A 19,659-nucleotide genomic window follows, 5' to 3' on the forward strand; every position below is an offset into this window, starting at 1 on the left:
ATCTTTATTAAATGATACTCGTTCGTTTCGTAAAATCGATAATCTCTTTTATATATCCGAAGGCCATACCTACCACAGTATCTGCCGCACCATAATAAACAGCAACACGTTCACCATCTTGCAAAGCAGCACAGGGGAATACTACATTAGGAACGTCACCCTGAAGTTCGTAAGGAGCAGCCGGACCAAGCAGATATTCACGTGTACGGTAGAGGACTTTTTCCGGATGATCTTTATCCAATATGGCAGATCCCATAGCGTAACGGAAACCATTACAAGTAGTGATTACACCGTGATAGAACAGCAACCAGCCTTCATCTGTAAGGAAAGGAACTGAACCTGCACCAATCTTTGTACACTGCCAAGCGCTTTCCGGGAAAGGAGTCACTTTCATTACACAGCGGTGTTCACCCCAATATTTCATATCCGGGCTATAGCTGATGTATATATCGCCAAACGGAGTATGTCCATTATCACTGGGACGACTCAACATCGCATACTTGCCATCGATCTTCTGCGGGAAAAGTACACCATTACGATTGAAAGGCAAGAAAGCATTTTCGCACTGGAAAAACTCCTTAAAGTCAAAAGTATAGGCAATACCAATCGTAGGGCCATGATAACCATTACACCAAGTCACCCAATAGCGGTCTTCAATCCATGTAACACGAGGGTCGTATTTATATTCCGACTCAATCATTTCCGTGTTACCTGCTTTAAACTGAATAGGTTCATGATTGATATCCCAATGAATTCCGTCCTTACTAAAACCTGCAAAGATATTCATCTGTACAGCTTTGTTATCACAACGGAATACGCCTGCAAAACCATCCTCAAAAGGAACAACAGCACTATTGAAAATACTATTAGATGAAGGAATATGATAACGTCCGATAACTGGATTTTGTGAGTAACGCCACATAACGTCCGTACATCCGACAGGACGATCTTCCCAAGGAATTTGAATTTTATTCATAATCGTTGATTTTATATTATTTATTTTTTGAGTCATCATACGTGAAAGGTATGAAATAAGTAATCAGAAAAGCTGGAATAGTTGCGATTAACACATAGATAAAGAAATTACGATATCCTAATAAGTCACTAAGATAACCACTAACCATTCCCGGAAGCATCACTCCCAGATTCATGATTCCTGAAGCAAATGCGTAATGTGACATTTGATGTTTGCCTGGAGCAATCTGTTGCATCATAAACAACGTCAATCCGACAAAACCAAAGCCATAACCAAAATATTCCATTGTTATACAAGTTCCGATCAGATATACATTAGTAGGCTGTGCAACTGCCAAAAAAGTATAGGCAACAAACGGAAGATTAAAAATACAACAGAGAGTGAACAGTGTCTTTTTCAATCCGAACTTAGAGACATAAATACCTGCTAACAATGAGCCTAAAACGAAAGCAGCGGAACCAAAGATACCATTTAGCGTGCCGATCTCTGTTAACGACAGTCCTAAGCCGCCTACATCCCTTGAAGCACGTAAAAACAGCGGAGCTATTTTCATGATAAAGCCTTCTGCCAAACGATATAAAATAATAAAACAGATATAGTAGAGAATATGCTTTTTAGTAAAGAAGTTAGCAATGACTGCTACCAGTTCGTGCCCAACTTCTGATGCTGTTTTCTTCGTTGTTGACGGAACCTGTGTAGAAGGTAACATTTTTATATGATAAATACCGATCAGTACCATTATTGCCGCAATTACGCTGAAAATAATCATCCATGCAGATGAATACGCTCCTTTGTTAGCATCTATCGAAGCACCTTCTATTGCTCCGAAGTGCTCTGCCAATGCTCCTGCCATAGCAACTAATCCTCCATTAGCAACCAATTTGGCTACATTATAGAAGGCACCCTGCACTCCGATATATTTTGCCTGATCTTCTTTGTTCAATTCAGCCATATATACACCATCACAAGCAATATCGTGCGTTGCTCCACTAAAAGCAATCACTGCCATCGTAGAGATACTTATGGCGAAAAAGTAATCGAAAAACAAAGAAAAGGCTACTATTCCAAACAATACACCACTCAATAATTCTGTAATCAATACGAAGAATTTTTTCGTCCGATACATTTCAAGAAAAGGACTCCACAAAAATTTCAGTGTCCAAGGCATCATAATCAGAGAAGTCCAGAATGCAATTTGCGTATCCGAAATTCCAAGATCCTTAAACATGAAAACAGAAACCAAATTAATAGCAATAAAGGGAAGTCCCATTGCAAAATAAGCAGTAGGTACCCAGCAAGCCGGGTTAATAGTTTTTCGTTGAGAAGCAGTTTTATTCTGTTGCATAAATCATAGTATATAGATGAAAAAAAACATTTTTCTGACCCATCTATATATAATACAACTAAAAGGGGGAAACTACTAACGTCTCCCCCCTACTTTTTTTATTTTATTATCACTTCGTCTATAAAGAACCACGAAGGATGACCTACACCATAATGCCAAGTCGGACATTCTTTCGTTCCAGTGACTTCTACTTTCACATAACGAGTTTTTATCGGTTCGGCTGATTCAGCCTTGACTCCACGGAATTTTACCTCACCGGTACGTTCTTCCGGTAAATCAATCGTTTTCCAATGTGTATAATGCTCACCGTCTTCAGCATATGAATAAACCACCTTTAGAGGAAAAAGAATCCAGGCCCCTATTTGATGAAGAAAATCTGTTTCCACACTTTGTATCTCTTTCGCTTCGCCCAAATCTATAACGAATGCACCATCGGTTCCTTCCCAACCAATCCAGCTATCAACAAAGGTTGCTCCACCAAACAAACCGTCAACCAATGCGTTTTTTCCTAATGCCGCATATTTTCCCGTAGGAGGAATTAGATAAGTAACTTTTGCACCCAAAGCCAAACTTTTTTCTTTCTGCGGCATGTAACGTTTACGATACAATTTGCAATAGTCTACCGGTGAATTGGAACGCTCATTCAATGTAGGAACTTGAAACTCTTTCACGCGTTCCTCAAAAAGGTCTAACTTTTTATTGATATCTACCAAATCTTTTTCTGTCTCTGTTCGTGCAATCTCCAGTTCTGAATACTGAATTGGCAGACGTGCCCGTTGAACTCGTTTTAAGAAATCGGGATCTGCTGCAACAGCCTTTTCAGCCAAATCAAATAAATGATTATAACGACGCATCAAAGCAGGCTTTAGCATGCCATACTTATGTGATACGGGTGAATCATATATCCACAACCGCTGTCCACTACCGATTAATGCGCCTTCCATTATCTTTATGTACTGATAAAGATATGGCGCTGCTTCACCATAATATCCATGCAGAAAATGTTGCATCAATGAGTCTACATTAACTTCGGGATTCCACATTAACTTTGACACTAAATAAGCACGAAGTTCTGCAAAATCTCCTCCCCTGCTCCCTGCTATTTGAGAGAAATGCATGGTGGCATGATTCTTTTTGAAAAGACGGATATTGTCCTGTAAAATATGGAAATTAGGAAATGGAGCCAGATAATTATCAAAGTTAATACCGTAATCCCACACGAAAATATTATTGGTAATCTTAGACCATCCTTCCATGGCTTTCACAAACTCTTTTCCCGAAGCATTCTCCGTCAAAGTTACTTCACGGTCACAGTCAATATCACACAACATAATATTCACATTTGGCAAAGGTTTCACACGCTTCGGAGGATTCATTGTATATAGATAAGCCAATGTGGAAAACTCTTTATCCGGAAAACGGGCAGCCAACTTATTCAGAAAAGTGATGATGCTTCCTGATAATGCTCCTTCATAATCATCAATTGCCTTACAAGCATCACACGTACAATTTGTATAATTACCATCATTCTGACTTACAGACATGATATGTTTATCTGGATTTACTTTGAAAATAGAATCAACACGTTGAGCAACAATCTCAAAAACCTCCGGATTACTCAAACACCACTGACTGGCCTTTCCCGGGTGGCGTTTTCCTTTGAAGTAAGAATAATATTCCGGATGTTCTTTCCCATAAATGGATGAAGGCAGAAGCTTATCAAAAGTATGCACCCAATAACCGGCAGCAAACACTTCATTCGGTTCCTCTAAACGATTCCACCACTTATAAATAGAGTCTGTATGGATAGCATAACATTGTGTCTGACGATAACGAAAGCCCGGGTTTTCGACTTTATTAATGAAGGGTAAGTTCACCGTTTTTGAAGGGGTAAGAGAATATTCATTCTCTCCCCAATAATCGATACCCAAATATTGCTCCAATAAAGTAACAACCCCATATACAACACCGTTTTCTTTACCAGATATTTTTAGAATACCATCTTGAGTAGAAATAGAGAATCCATCCTCTGTTACTTCCGCTGGAGATTGACCACCAATGAGAATATCTCCTTTTCGAGGAGTTTGACTTATAACAACAGGCAGCTTACAACTGGTTACTTTTTGAATAAATGTTTGTAACAAATTTGCAGCTGTCCACGATATTTGATTATTCTCTTTCAAAATGATCCTAGAACTTGTATTCCCATTAGTTACTAACATAGTTTGAGAGAGAGACGGAAACGCCACACTAATTCCCATAAACCATAAACAGAACCGTAGAATAATAGATAATTTCATGTTTTTCTTGCTATTAAAAGTTATTATATAATAGTAATACAATCAATATGATACTATTAAACAATCAATCTTTTTCTTTTTTCATTTATTAACTTATATAGTAAGTCCCACTTTATCCGAAAAAACGAAAAAGCGGGACTTAAAAAATTCAATAACCTATTAACTATTTCGCATATAGGTCAAATTCCGTAAGGCTGACCGTATTGGGACCTTGTTTCACATAATACTTTAAATAACGCGTTTCAATAGCTTTCGAAAACTTAATATATTGTGTGCCACTTCTTGAAATAGTTACAGTTCCGATAGATTTCCATTTTATTCCATCACCTGAAGTAAATACTTCTACTGCAGTCGGTGAATAACTACTAGCATAACACTTATTTCTTATTCCTGTTAATGTCTGCACCTTACCTATATCCACAGTTAACCAATATTCTGCTCCTCCATCACGAGCTACATCAGAATTTGTTCCATCAATTAGATTTTTAGCATCTCCACGAGTCGTCGGGGCAACTTTTACAGTCCAGCCAGAACGATCGGCAATCAAAGTACCTTCAGCCGGTTGCCCGGACTCTACATTGACATGAATATTTTGAATTTTCACATAAACTACTCCTCTGTTAGAGCTAAGTGCATCTAAGTTATTACCTTCTATAGAAGATATGGTAACTGGCAACAAATATCCCCCTTCTGTAGTCAACGATCCTACATTTAACAGCTCTATTTTTATAGAATCTCCAGATACACTTTCTCCATTTTCAATAGTAACAGTTTTATTGGTGAAAGAATAATTTTCAGCAGGTAATATGTTATATTCCGTATCATTAGCTTTATTGTAAGCACTTACTAGATTATCATCACTATCGGCTGTTATTTTCACATCTTTCGATAATCTCTCCGTGGCACATGCAACAAACCGATAATTAGGTTGTAACTCATTTACGACCACTGAATTATCTTCAAAATCACTGACAACGATGCTTCATAAGAATCTACCGGAAAAACTTTCGTAGAAAGATAAAACTTAGAATTTACAGTAACTTCGTCATCATCGTCACAAGAGATGCACAGTGGTGATGCCATTAATGACATCACTACTGTTTTCCATATTATATTTTTCAATCTCATAATTACATCATTTGAATATTATATTATTTACCATCTGATCTAATGCCATCTACCCATCTGACAACTCCATTAGGCGCCGTGGCTTTATTTCCATGACCAGTTGCGTCTTTAAACTCGGTTCCTGCCCCTTCATTCAATTTCCAATAAGCCTCCAAGCCATCCGTACCCGGATTTATCGCAAACATATTATTCTGAATCTGCGACTGTGAAATAGCAGTAGTCCAAAAACGTACTTCGCTAACTATAGCATCTGTAACCATCCAATCACCATTGCATATACCAAAACTATTCTTAACAAGACGCAAAGGTTTTCTTGGAAGATCTAATGTTGCATCAATATTTCCATTTACATAAATAGTCAATTTCACTCCATCACAAACAAATGCTAAATGATACCATTGATTATTTTTAAACTTAGTAGCAGCATTTACTTGAGTACCTTGTGTTTTTATCTGCAAAATATTACCAGGAATCGGGCCATCACCAAAACGGATATAAATTTCACCATCTTCTGCGATACCATTACCTGGACCTGCAGAAAATATTGCTTGATTCTGATAGCTAGGAGGACCAGGATAACCAACTCCAGGAGTCACCCCATCCCCAAGTTCGCTCATATTAATACGCATTTCAAGTGACCATTGAGTTACTGTATAATCCTGACGCATTTCCATAGTAATTGGTTTTGTACCCGTCAACACTGGTGCAGAGGTTATAATAACCTGATCCATGATATAAATCATCACATCTGCACCTTCCAAAGTTTGTTGCCCACCTGATACAGCAGTAATAGCAACCGGTAGTGCAAATTTATCACCAGAATCAAGCATTTCCTTTGTCAACGGATCAATTGTTACTTTAACAGTAGGAGCCACTAATTCTCCTTTTTTTATAACCACTGTCTTTTGATCAAAAGAATATGAACCTTCCGGCATAGATTTATAGTTCGTACCACTTTTTGTATTATATACTTCCAACGATTTCGGACTTAGTCCCAAAGTAACTTCTATATCTTCTGTTGCAATTTGTCCCGACCGAGGAGTCACAGTGACAACACTACCCTCTTCAGCTACTGTTACTTTTTTAGATTCATAAGACAAACTACTGGATTCAGCTAAATAAATTCTACTGCCGATAGTATCATACTTTGCATCTTCACAACTTGCTATAATTGCACAAAGCAATATGGCAAAGGCGAACATTATTGTATTTTTATTTTTTACCAGATATCTCATAATTATTATATCTTTAAATTTATTATTTTACCGGTGGATTCATAATGCGGATAGCATTACGCAAATAAGGATAAGATTCTTCTGTACCATCAATTGTATATTCATACTCCATATGATAAGTTCCGACCCCTCCTTTTACACATTTTTTCCCGTCAATAATAGGCGTCCAACGTGCCATACCTTCCAAAGACTTCATTTTATTTCCATATCGATCTGTGAAATCAGCACCACCAGACAAAGCCCATTTTTCAAAATTTTCAGTTACAATATATTTCTTAGCAACTTCTTCTGCAGTCAAATGCCCATCGAAGTTTCTTATTGTAGAGTTTAAACGGCTATCCAAATGGTCACGTCCAGTATTATCTCCTGGAGAATCATAAGCCTGCACTATAAAATAATTAAAATAAGGACCTGACTCCGATACAATACTTTGTGGCTCACCGTCAATTACTAATAGCCTGTCTGTACCCGATTTTGGTCCGATTCTTTCTCCCAAGGTCTGAATGAACAACAACATATTCTCATCACTTCCACTCATGTTACCTCGATGACCAAAATTAGGCTCATAGTCAATATCAAAGCCATCATATCCATATTTATCAATACTATCACATATTGCATGGGCATATTTCTTTATAGCTTCTTCCTTATTCTCATTCCATCCCCAGAATTCCAGATAATTATCTTTATATTCCTCGGGAGTCAATTGGTCACCGATATTTTGAACAATAAAACACATCAAAGCTTTAGTACCTTTTACATTTTGTACATAACGCAAATCTTTTGTTTGCGCTTCTGTCAAATGTCTCCAGTTCCCCCAAATAGAAACAAAATCTACACTATCAGGAAGTCCAGCTAAACATTTTTCTAAGGTAGCTCCATTTCCTGTCCAATTACCAAACCATCCAAAAGCAACCGGATGATCTGTTTTTTTATAAGCGCGAAGCTGGGCATAGTATTCTTCCGGAAGTGACGACTGAGTCATATCTTCCTGGAATTTTGGTTCCATGTCTGTCCAATCATCACACGCTGTATTCGCAACCGTTATGCCAAATAACAACATTATAAAATAGAATATCTTTCTCATACTATTTATATTAATATAGATTATACTATTATTCACTTATCCCTACGCTGCCACCAAACCTTAGTCTGATAATTATCAGCGCCACCCAATTTACTTACAGCAGCATTTACATTAGCAGCATTACGAATATATTCCGATGGTGGGAACGGAATACGATTAGCAGAAGGAAGATTGGTTACATTTCCATTCAATAACGGGAAAAAACGCGGATACCCAGTACGACGATACTCACTCCATGCTTCTTGTCCCAAAGGCCACATTGCAATCCATTTTTGGGTTATTAATCTTTCCAGTTTTTCTTCCTCACCAGCATCATCTTTCCATTTGATAGTTATAAAGCTAATAGCACTTTCATTCCCCTTATTCTCATTAGGATCTACATAATCAGCCTGAGTACTTGATTCATCATTCAGGTATTGGTCAATACCATCCGATACTCCCCATTGTGCAAAAGAAAGTCTGATAGCTGATTCATACAAATCTTTCACCGTTTCTCCTTTTACATCCCATCCTAACATTGCCGCTTCAGCTTTATTAAAAGCTGTTTCAGCTGCACTCATCCATAAAGTACGATCCATCTCTCCAACATTTATTCTAGAGAAAGTCGGTCCGGTAATATCATTACCATAAGACAAGCCTGCACGCATCCCCACATAATCATCATCTCCTTTATCGCTCGTTTTCTTTTTAAAATATTTCGACATACGCGGATCGTTATACCCTTTCATATAGGACGTAATATCCGCAGAGACACATTGATCGGGCCATTGTACCAATACCGTATACAATTGATTTTTAGTACCTAAAGAAGTTGCGTTATCTTCATTAGAAGTAATTACCCCAATAGAATGGTTAATAGCTTCCTCCGCCATCTGTCTAGCATATTCACGATCTGCAAAACGAATACGAATGGCCATACGTAGTTTCAGTGAATTTGCAAATTTCACCCATTTCTCAAAGTCACCGTCATAAACTTTATCATACTTAGCCATCGTTCTGTTGTTTGGATTTTCGGTCACATAAACAGTCATTACATTAATAGCATCAGTCAGATCAGTAAACATAGCATGATATGCTTCCTCCATTGTATCGTAAGGAGCCGAAAGTTTATCACTTGAAATTTGGGAATAAGGAAGTGCCCCATACATATCAAGCATACGATGCATTGTCGCAATTCTCAAAATCTGTGCCCATGCAAAGTTAACTCCTGTTCCTTGGGTTACATTCTTTATTTTATTCCATGCACCATACGTCAATACCATTACATTATCATCTGCAAACTGCCAGTTTAACCAGTTCTCGGATGCGTTATATGTAGCAAAATTTGCCCCTTTAAACTTATCTGTTGCCATTACTTGATAACGTCCATAGCAGTCACCAATCAAGGATTCATTGGTATTATAAATGTTTTCAGTAGCTATGGGATATGCATAATCACATAAAGTCAAGAAGAAAGCATTGGCAGCAAATCCATCTCGTCCAAGTTCTTCTTCCGAAACTTTTCCCAGCGGATCATTCAAGCTATTATCCATGCATCCTTGTAACATTGGAGTTCCAACAAGCATACAGCCTGCAATAGAAATCTGCGTTATGAATTTATATATTTTCATTTGGTTATTCTTTTATCGTTAAAACTGTATTTTTACATTAAATCCCCAACTTCTCAAACTTGGTTGCATAAAGTAATCAACACCTTGATAATAAGTACCAGTAGAAGCGGTAGCTTCCGGATCAAATGGTGCTTTATTATAAATCATCCACAAGTTGTGACCTGTTATTGACAAACTAAGATTACATTTGTTATTAAACCATTTGGCTGGAAGTGAGTAGCCCACCGATAACTCTTGTAAACGAACATTAGTAGCACTATATACATAGTTAGACATCAATCCACTTATTCCACCCACTTCTGTATAATAAGTCTGGGGATCCACTTTTCCATTATTTACAGGAACACCTTCATTATCACGTGCTAAAGCTGTGACCTTAGATACTCCGAACTGATCCATTACAGCTTGTGTTGGTGAGATAACAATACCTCCAAAGCGGGCAGCAAGCATGAATCCCAAGCTAATGCCTTTATAAGAGAAATCATTTCTAAAGCCTAAATTGCTCTTAGGCAATACAGAGCCAATATGAATAAATTCATCCGAATTCTTTATATCCTCTTTCTTCACATTCTGGCTCGCTTTATCAATATATACATTTCCTTCATTATCACGTTTCAAACGATTAGTGACATACATGTCTCCCATGCTTCCTCCTTTACGAAGAATAACTTTAGCCGATCCAATGCCACCTTTATCTATCTCACTCAAACTATAGTGATTACCTTCATCATCCACTGCATCATCCAAGAGTTCTACAATCTTATTTTTATTAAAACTAAAAGTCAAATTTGAATTCCACGAGAAATCTCCCCATGATTTATTGTACCCTAAAGAAAATTCCATACCTTTATTCTCAATATTACCAGACTGCGCATACATAGTCGCATATACAGCGGTTCCTGATAAAGGAACTTGGAATGTTTGTTTGCGAGTATTAGCCTTATACCAGGTAACTTCCAAACTTAAACTATTATTAAAAAATTTGGCATTCAAACCAGCTTCCCAAGAATTAGTACGTTCAGGATAAAGTTTAGGCAAAGGACGATAAGTTTGTAATTTCCATTGACTAGTCGCAGGGTCCCACTCATACGTTTTGTTGGAAGAAAGATTCTTAGGAATAGGAGCACCTACTGAAGCAAATGAGCCGCGTACTTTCAAATAAGTAATAGCTTTGGGTAATTTTACCATTTCGGAAATAACTCCTGAAAGCCCTATTGATGGATAAAAGAAAGATGATTGTTCTGTATTAATCAATGCTGAATCCCAATCATTACGTCCGGTTAAAGTCATATACAACATACTCTTCCAACCAATTTCCGCACTAGCAAAAATAGAGTTGGTGCGTTGTTTGTATCCACTTTCTATAGGATAAGTATCTTTATCCAAAGTTGTAGTCATATTATATAGACTAAAAACATTAGACATATCTTTCAAACCACCTTGGAATCCTCTTTCGTCATAATAAGTTTGAGTAAAACTACCGCCAATATTAGCACTTAAACTTAAGTCACCAAAGCGTTTATTAATATTAGCCATCACATCTGCATAAGCCTGTCTATCGTCAGCTTTATAGTACTTATAGAATCCATAAATAGAACTATTAGTAAAGTAAAGATCAGTAGAAGCATTTCTTTTATCTGAATAATCATTGGTTGCATTATCAATGCGAACGCGCCCTGTCACATCAAGCCAATCCAAAATTTCATATTTTAAACTGGCATTAGCCATGTAACGTTGTTTTTTCATGCCATGGTTCATCTCATTAGCCACCCAATATGGATTATTTTTCATACTGTATCCAGGATCACCCCATCCCCAGTTCTGTACATCTATCTTACGAGTTGTGTCATACGTTTTATACATCCTCACAGCTTCAAAGTTTTCGCCACGCGGGAACAGATATACGGCTGGTAGTGGATTGAAATATTCACCTTGTGCCATTAGATTAAGATCTTCTTGAATAATATAGCTAAAACCCACATCTAATGTCATTTTATCCTTCAGGAATTTTGTTGTATTTCTGAAGGTAAAATTGTAACGGTCATATTTGCTATTTTGAATGATACCAGTTGCATTAGTAGTACCTACAGACAGATAAGTTTGATTCTTTTCATTACCAACAGATAAAGAAACGTTATTCTGGATATTAGTACCAGTATTGAAAAAATCTTTTGGCTCATAAGTTCCGAAAAGAGAAGACGCTTTATCTCCCCATGAAGCAAAGGAACCTGCGCGGTTTATATAAGAATTTTGGAATTCAGGCATTATAAAAGGATTGGAAAAAGTAGAATTATTAGAAATAATAATTCGTGCCTTACCTTCTTTTCCCTTCTTTGTAGTAATTAAAATTACACCAGACGCTGCATTAGAGCCATACAAGGCCGCAGCAGCAGGTCCACTTAATACAGACATGCTTTCAATATCTTCCGGATTGATATCAGATATGCCCTCTCCTCTCGGTTGGGCTGAATATTGTCCGTTAGTGTCACCTTTATTTGTATTAAAAATAGGAACACCATCAATTACATATAAAGCATTATTGTCTGAAGATATAGATTTGGTACCACGCATAATTACACGTGTAGCCCCTCCAACACCGGATGAAGATGCATTGATATTAACGCCAGCCACCTTTCCAGCCAGTGAGTTCATAAAATTGGCACTTTTTACAGTTGTCAATTCATCACCTTTTACTTCTTGCACATTATAGCTTAATGCTTTAGTTGCGCGCTTGATACCTAATGCAGTAACGACTACTTCGTCCAACACCTGCGTATCTTCTCCTAAAGTAACCTTCAAGGGTTGTGCACTAGTAAGCGTGATTGCTTGGGAGAAAATCAGTTTCATATACTTTCCCTAAATTCTATTCTTGTTTGATAAATAGATTAGATGTTCTATTTTTAAGATGTCAGACTAAATACAATTAAGTAAATTCAATGAATGAGAGAAAAAGTTAGTAAGATTGCGCATGAATATGCAGTAATCAACTTGTTTTTATTCATATATGCGGTATGAATATTCGATAAAAGACGTTTTTTCAGGAATGTTCCACACCGAGAAACGAAGTGATTCTCGGTGTGGAACATTTTGATTCTTTAAATGGAACCTAACAAATCATTTAAAGAATAATAATAACTTGCTTTATAGTAGTTGTTTTCTTCTAGTTAGTGCCGATAATACAAAGAACGGAATCTTTTCATTTGATTAATATTATCAATATTAGATATTATTCTATCACTACGCGGGCGATAAAAAGAATAAATTGCAATAATATCATCCTTTTTTTTATTTGAATTACGTTTGGCTAAAGTGGAAATCCCTGCGGTTTTCGAAACACTCCTGATAACAAGATGCATATTCTAAATTATAGATAATCTGAATATGCGTTTTTTAATATTATACTCACTTTTATCCTATATCAATTATTGGTCCATTTTTCATTGTACATACAATTTGCATGCAAATGTATTAATCTAGAGATTAAAGTTAGTCAATAATTGAGCATTCCTTATTCTTTCCTCTTTTTCAAAGTATGCTAAATAGTGCTCGGTTACAGATAAGTTAGAGTGTCCCAAGCTTTCAGAAATATATGAGGTTTTCGCACCTCCACGTTTTAATACTGTAGCAAAAGAATGCCTTGCCGTGTAAGTCGTCAACTGAAAAATTCCAATGTCTTGGGCTATTTTTTTAAGTCTTCTGTTACATTTGGTTATAATACGCCGTACCAATCTAATCTTTTCAAAGGCATCTTCAGTTCCTCTAGCATATTTAAAAATATACGTTTGCGGGCTTAATCTTGGATTACCCCATTTTTGAATAATATTCCACATTTCAGGAGTAATGATTGCATGTATCTCTTTGTTATGTTTGGTAGTTCGAGATGTCTTAGAGCGTACAAAGCATATTTCTCCATCCATAATATTTGAATACTGAAGAAATAATAAATCCATAAAATTAATGCCATTACATAAATAAGAAAACACCCAGAGATCTCTAAATTCTTCTATATCTTTTGTTTCACATTGATAGGACATTACTTTTTTTATTTCAGAAAGAGTAAGTGCTAATTTACGTCCACACCCTTCAGGAATTTCATATTTATTCTTTCCAAAAGGAAAAGATGATTCTTTTATAATACCATCATGTACAGCACGATTTAAGACACACTTTAAAGCTCGGAAATAAATACTTATGCTTGAATAGCTTTTACCTTCTGATATCCAAAATTTTTCACAACGTTTAAGCCAATCAATTGTAATGTTTTCCAAAGGTATAGTGGAACCTCCGAAATCTTCTAAACTTTTTAAAGCACTTTGATAATTTAGGTAAGTGTTTGCTTGTTCATAGGCTTCCAGTTCTTTCATTTTTAAGCGAAAAGCACTGCGCAAAGTCATATCATTCATCTGCCTTCCTAACCTGACGCTTAATGTTTCAATACTAAATTCTCCTTTTGTTATCAGTTCATTAACTTGTTGCTTAATAGTTGAAAAACTACTCTCTATATCTGATCGAATTTCTGCCAATAACCGGCTTTTTACCTTTAATAACCTTGCCCAATCTTCTTTTGACACTTCCTTCCCAGTTGAGTAATATTTTTGCTTTCTTCTATATACCACTTGAACTTTAACAGGAAACTGTCCACTCTTTTTTGCTCTTCTGGTATCTAATATGGTTAAAACCGAAATTCCATCTTTTGAATATTTGAACATAAAATGAATATTTATATCTATACAATAGGTAAAGCATACATATATTGTATGCAAAATGTATGCAAATGTAATAAATCAGCCTGATTTTAATAAGTACATAAGATTCTATTTATCAAATATTTGAGTATTTATTTTTCAATTAGGAATCTTTCTATTCTATTTTTTTCGAAAAAAATCTTATCTTCGTTTAGTAAGGTTACAACATAAAATGTATTACTATTGAATAAGCGCTTATGGAATTTATTTTAAGTATAACCTTTAAATTTATTAATTATGAGAAACAGAGATACATGAAACCTTTGTGTGAAAACGGTAATCTCATTTACCGCCTCTAATTACAAATTCTCTAAAAACTATTTCTAATTAAAAAGAATAAGATGAAAGAAATTATAAAACACAAGTTTTCATACTTGTTATTCTTCCTTTTGTTGGTTTCGTGTTTTGCTTCAGCTTATGGGCAAGAACGAACGATCACTCTTAATCTATCGAAAGTACCCTTGAACACTGCTTTGAAAGAAATTGAGAAACAAACTTCAATGTCAGTAGTCTATAACACAAATGATGTCGATATAAATCGTGTCATATCTATCAAGGTAACAAAAGAATCTTTGAATAATGTAATGAATCAGTTATTCAGAGGAGTAAATGTCAGTTTTTCAATAGTAGATAATCATATTGTACTTTCTGCGAAGAGTAATAAAGAAGAGCAGCAGAAAAAAACACCAATTACTGCAAGTGGTACTGTTACTGATTCAAAAGGAGAACCATTGATTGGAGTTAGTATTTTGGTAAAAGGAACTTCAAATGGTACTATCACTGATATGGATGGAAATTTCAAAATACAAGCAGCTAAAGGTGATGTACTTGAAGTATCCTATATCGGTTATGCCTCCCAAACAATCACGCTTGCCAACGCACAACCTATAAAAGTAACCTTAGGAGAAGATACGCAAGTATTGGACGAAGTAGTTGTTACTGCATTGGGTATCAAGCGTGCAACTAAGGCGTTAAGTTATAATGTACAAGAGGTAAAAGGTGACGAATTGACAGCTGTAAAAGATGCCAATTTTATGAATTCACTATCAGGAAAGGTTGCCGGTGTTCAGATTAATAGTGGTGCAACCGGTGCTGGTGGTGCCACACGTGTTGTTATGCGTGGTATGAAATCTCTGACTAAAGATAACAATGCATTGTATGTAATTGACGGTGTACCTATTTTTAATACAGGAAAAAGCGGTGGCGAAGGATTATTTGGAGAGATGGGAGGATCAGATGCTGTTGCTGACTTAAATCCGGACGATATTGCTAGTATTAGTATGATGACCGGTCCTTCTGCGGCAGCATTATATGGTTCTGCTGCGGCAAACGGTGTTGTTTTAATTACTACTAAAAAAGGCCAAACAGAGAAAACTACCATAACAGTATCCAACAGTACTACTTTCTCTAAAGCATATATTATGCCGGATATGCAGAACCGTTATGGTACAAGTTCCGGATTATTCAGCTGGGGAGAATTGACAAACCGTCGATATAACCCATCTGACTTCTTTGAAACAGGCTCCAATGTTATCAATTCGGTAGCATTATCTACAGGAAATACCAAAAACCAGACCTATCTTTCTGCTTCTACAACTAACTCCGGTGGAATTCTTCCGAATAACTCCTATAACCGTTATAATTTTACGGCACGTAATACCACCCATTTCCTGAATGATAAACTTACTCTGGATATCGGTGCACAATATATCGTTCAGAACAACAAAAACATGGTTTCTCAAGGACAGTATTATAATCCTCTCCCATCACTGTATCTATTCCCTCGTGGAGACAACTTTGACGAAATTCGTCTGTATGAGCGTTATAATACTAACTACGGCTATATGGAACAATATTGGCCTTATGGTGATGCAAGTTTGTCATTACAAAATCCATATTGGATACAAAATCGCATCAACCGTACTTCCAACAAGAAACGTTATATGATGAACGCTTCTTTGAAATGGCAGGCTGCAGATTGGCTCAATGTTGTCGGTCGTGTCAATCTGGACAACTCCGACTACCGGAATAAAAACGAAAAATCTGCTTCTACATTAACAACATTCTGTGGTGTAAGCGGTGGTTTTGAAGATGCCATGCGTCAGGAACGTTCTTTATATGCCGATTTCCTGGCTAATATAGATAAAACATTTGGTGATTTTCATTTAACAGCCAATGTTGGTGCTTCCATATATCATACTTCAATGGATCAGTTATATATTGCAGGTGACCTGGTTATTCCTAACTTCTTCCAGATCAACAATATTAATTTCTCCGCCAACTATAAACCGGACCCTACCGGATATGAAGATGAAATTCAAAGTATTTTTGCCAGTGCTGAATTAAGTTGGAAAAATCAACTGTATCTAACCGTAACCGGACGTAATGACTGGGATTCAAAACTTGCATTCTCCAAACAGAAATCTTTCTTTTATCCGTCAGTCGGTTTATCGGCTTTATTATCAGAAATGGTTAAACTGCCCGAGGTGATCTCTTATGCTAAAATACGCGGTTCATATACAGTGGTAGCCTCTTCTTTCGATCGTTTCCTTACTAATCCGGGTTACGAATACAACAGCCAGACACATAACTGGGCGAATCCGACCGTTTACCCGATGGACAACATGAAACCTGAAAAGACTAAGTCCTGGGAAATCGGTTTGAACTTGAAATTCTGGGGAAACCGTTTCAATTTAGACGCAACTTACTATCGTTCTAACACACTGAACCAAACATTTAAGGTAGATATTCCCTCTTCTTCCGGATATAAACAAGCGATTGTACAAGCTGGTAACGTGCAAAACCAAGGTCTTGAATTGGCTTTAGGGTTCAACGATAAATGGGCAGGATTCGGATGGTCTTCTAATGCAACCTTCACTCTAAACCGTAACAAGGTGAAACGACTGGCAAGCGGCAGCGTGAATCCCGTGACAGGAGAAGCTATCCAAATGGATGAAATGAATGTGGGTTGGTTAGGTAAAGAGAATGTAGCTCCTCGCGTCATCCTGACAGAAGGAGGCTCCATGACTGATATCTATGTATACAACCAACTGACAAAAGACAATAACGGTAATATAAAAGTCGATCAGAATGGTAATCTGGGTATCACTTCATCAAACACTCCGGTAAAAGTAGGTAATCTGGATGCTGATTTCAACCTCGGATGGACCAATCATTTCACTTATAAAGGAATTGATTTAGGAGTTGTATTATCAGCCCGCGTAGGCGGATTAGCTTATTCGGCTACTCAAGGTATCTTAGATTATTATGGAGTATCCGAAACATCTGCAACAGCTCGTGATAATGGTGGTATACCTATTAATAACGGTAAAGTTAACGCCCAAAAGTATTACCAGACTATTGGTACGGGTGAAGGTGGCTACGGTCGTTATTATCTATATAGTGCAACCAATGTACGTTTGCAGGAATTGAGTCTAAACTATACACTTCCTAAAAGATGGTTTAAAAATGTGGCGAATGTTACTTTGGGTATTGTAGGACGTAATTTATGGATGATTTATTGTAAAGCCCCATTTGACCCGGAATTGTCTGCCTCTACCTCCAGTAACTATTATATGAATGTAGACTACTTTATGCAACCTAGCTTGCGTAACTTCGGTTTTAATGTGAAAGTTCAATTCTAAAAGAAAAAGCTAATGTTATGAGAAAATATTTAAGAAATATCACAGTCGGTGCCGCTCTGTTGTTACTGGCAGGAAGTTGTACCGATAAATTTGAGGAGTATAATACGAATCAATATCAAATTCATGATGCAGACCCTGCGACTTTGATGAAGTCTATGATTGAAACAATTGTGAATATTCAGCAGAATGACTCTCAAATGCAAGATCAGATGGTGGGACAGTTAGGTGGCTATCTATGCTGTTCTAACACATGGAGTGGTACAAACTTCAGCACATTCAATCAGAGTGATGCCTGGAATGCTACCCCCTGGAACACTCCGTTTGAAAAAATATATGGAAACTTTTTCCAAATACAGGAAGCAACTAATTCTACGGGACATTATTATGCTTTTGCGTGTATGATACGTGCAATAACGATGCTTCGCGTTGCGGATTGTTATGGACCGATGCCTTACAGCCAAGTAAAGAAGGGTAATTTCTATGTATCTTATGATACCCAGGAACAGGTCTATACCAGTATATTAAGTGATTTAGCCAATGCAGCTGATGTTTTGTACAACTATTATGTAGAAACAAATGGCAATGCCCCATTGGGGGCCAATGATCCGGTTTTTGATGGAAATTATTCAGGTTGGGCTAAGCTAGCCAATTCAATGCGCTTACGTGTTGCAATGCGAATCAGCGGAACATGGCCTGGCATTGCTCAAGAGGCAGCTGAAGCAGCAGTAACACATAAAGCAGGATTGATTGAAAGTAATTCGGATAATGCTATGCTTTCTTGTGGCACACAGAGTAATCCATATCAACTGGCAGCTGTAAGTTGGGGTGATCTGCGTGTGAATGCAAATATTGTAGATTATATGAATGCATATGGCGATCCACGTATGCCGAAGTTCTTTAATAAGTCTACCCTTGCCGGGAAAACAGATAAATATGTAGGTATGCGTACAGGAGATGCTGATTTTAAAAAGGCAGACGCTGCAGGATTTTCTATTCCCGCATATACGGCAACCTCTAAATTAATGGTTTTCTGCGCTGCAGAAACGGCTTTTTTACGTGCAGAAGGAAAATTGCGTGGTTGGAATGTCGGTTCTAAAACAGCAAAAGCCTATTACGAAGATGGTATTAATTTGTCAATGGAACAATATCAGGTTTCAGCCACTGAATACTTGAAGATTGACGAAGCTCCTGTCGTATCACATGAAAGTGATGCTGTGCAAAATGCTACTGTTACAATTACCAATACAGTGAGTGTGATGTGGGATGACAGTGAGGCTGATAACGTAAATGGAAAAAATTTCCAACGTGTCATTACTCAAAAATGGATCGCCAATTATCCATTAGGATTGGAAGCATGGGCTGAATATCGCCGTACAGGTTATCCGGAACTTTATCCTTGTATCGACAATCTATCAGATTGTGGAGTGAGTAGCCAACGCGGTATGCGTCGTCTAAGCTTCCCTTATACAGAGGCACAAAACAATAAAGCCAATTATGATCTGGGAGTAGCAGAACTAGGCGGTGCTGATAACGAAGCTACTGACTTAAAGTGGGCTAAAAAGAACTAATTTATATAATGCATAAAAAGG

General features: G+C 37.0%; 11 protein-coding genes. 2 read left to right on the forward strand and 9 right to left on the reverse strand.

Features of this window, described 5'->3' with window-relative positions; genetic code table 11:
• Window positions 1-7 precede the first annotated feature (7 nt).
• The 9 genes from AB5217_RS03455 to AB5217_RS03495 form a co-directional block, all read right to left on the reverse strand.
• A complete protein-coding gene (locus AB5217_RS03455; RefSeq protein WP_032844742.1) occupies window positions 8-976 on the reverse strand; it encodes a 1,4-beta-mannosyl-N-acetylglucosamine phosphorylase in 969 nt (322 codons plus the stop codon).
• A 16-nt stretch (window positions 977-992) separates the two neighbouring features.
• On the reverse strand, window positions 993-2,321 hold the full coding sequence (locus AB5217_RS03460) for an MFS transporter (RefSeq protein WP_032844745.1): 1,329 nt from the start codon (window positions 2,319-2,321) through the stop codon (window positions 993-995).
• A gap of 98 nt (window positions 2,322-2,419) precedes the next feature.
• Window positions 2,420-4,621 carry a DUF4838 domain-containing protein gene (locus AB5217_RS03465; protein ID WP_080706954.1) on the reverse strand — a complete coding sequence of 734 codons (2,202 nt, stop codon included), beginning with the start codon at window positions 4,619-4,621 and terminating at the stop codon, window positions 2,420-2,422.
• A 163-nt stretch (window positions 4,622-4,784) separates the two neighbouring features.
• A complete protein-coding gene (locus tag AB5217_RS03470; RefSeq protein ID WP_230595700.1) occupies window positions 4,785-5,501 on the reverse strand; it encodes a BT_3987 domain-containing protein in 717 nt (238 codons plus the stop codon).
• 271 nt (window positions 5,502-5,772) lie between these two features.
• Window positions 5,773-6,984: a DUF1735 and LamG domain-containing protein gene (locus tag AB5217_RS03475; RefSeq protein ID WP_008640544.1), complete on the reverse strand. Its 1,212-nt coding sequence runs from the start codon at window positions 6,982-6,984 to the stop codon at window positions 5,773-5,775.
• A gap of 22 nt (window positions 6,985-7,006) precedes the next feature.
• Window positions 7,007-8,071: a glycoside hydrolase family 18 gene (locus tag AB5217_RS03480; RefSeq protein ID WP_008640545.1), complete on the reverse strand. Its 1,065-nt coding sequence runs from the start codon at window positions 8,069-8,071 to the stop codon at window positions 7,007-7,009.
• A 32-nt stretch (window positions 8,072-8,103) separates the two neighbouring features.
• Window positions 8,104-9,681, reverse strand: coding sequence for a SusD/RagB family nutrient-binding outer membrane lipoprotein (locus tag AB5217_RS03485; protein ID WP_368112649.1), 1,578 nt, complete (start codon window positions 9,679-9,681; stop codon window positions 8,104-8,106).
• An 18-nt stretch (window positions 9,682-9,699) separates the two neighbouring features.
• Complete coding sequence (locus AB5217_RS03490; RefSeq protein ID WP_008775777.1) at window positions 9,700-12,528, reverse strand: SusC/RagA family TonB-linked outer membrane protein; 2,829 nt, start codon at window positions 12,526-12,528, stop codon at window positions 9,700-9,702.
• Between the two features lie 626 nt (window positions 12,529-13,154).
• Window positions 13,155-14,390, reverse strand: a complete 1,236-nt coding sequence (locus tag AB5217_RS03495) for a site-specific integrase (protein WP_004310779.1) — start codon at window positions 14,388-14,390, stop codon at window positions 13,155-13,157.
• Between the two features lie 377 nt (window positions 14,391-14,767).
• Here AB5217_RS03495 and AB5217_RS03500 point away from each other — a divergent pair, with 377 nt between their 5' ends.
• Both AB5217_RS03500 and AB5217_RS03505 read left to right on the forward strand, forming a co-directional pair.
• On the forward strand, window positions 14,768-18,070 hold the full coding sequence (locus AB5217_RS03500) for a TonB-dependent receptor (RefSeq protein ID WP_032849479.1): 3,303 nt from the start codon (window positions 14,768-14,770) through the stop codon (window positions 18,068-18,070).
• 17 nt (window positions 18,071-18,087) lie between these two features.
• Entirely contained in the window at window positions 18,088-19,638 is a 1,551-nt protein-coding gene (locus AB5217_RS03505; protein ID WP_008775780.1) for a SusD/RagB family nutrient-binding outer membrane lipoprotein, read from the forward strand.
• Window positions 19,639-19,659 lie beyond the last annotated feature (21 nt).

Origin of the sequence: Bacteroides sp. MSSM.1001136sp1_RTP21357st2_D2_RTP21359_211015, from assembly GCF_040913205.1 — a bacterium.
Classification (GTDB): domain Bacteria; phylum Bacteroidota; class Bacteroidia; order Bacteroidales; family Bacteroidaceae; genus Bacteroides; species Bacteroides ovatus.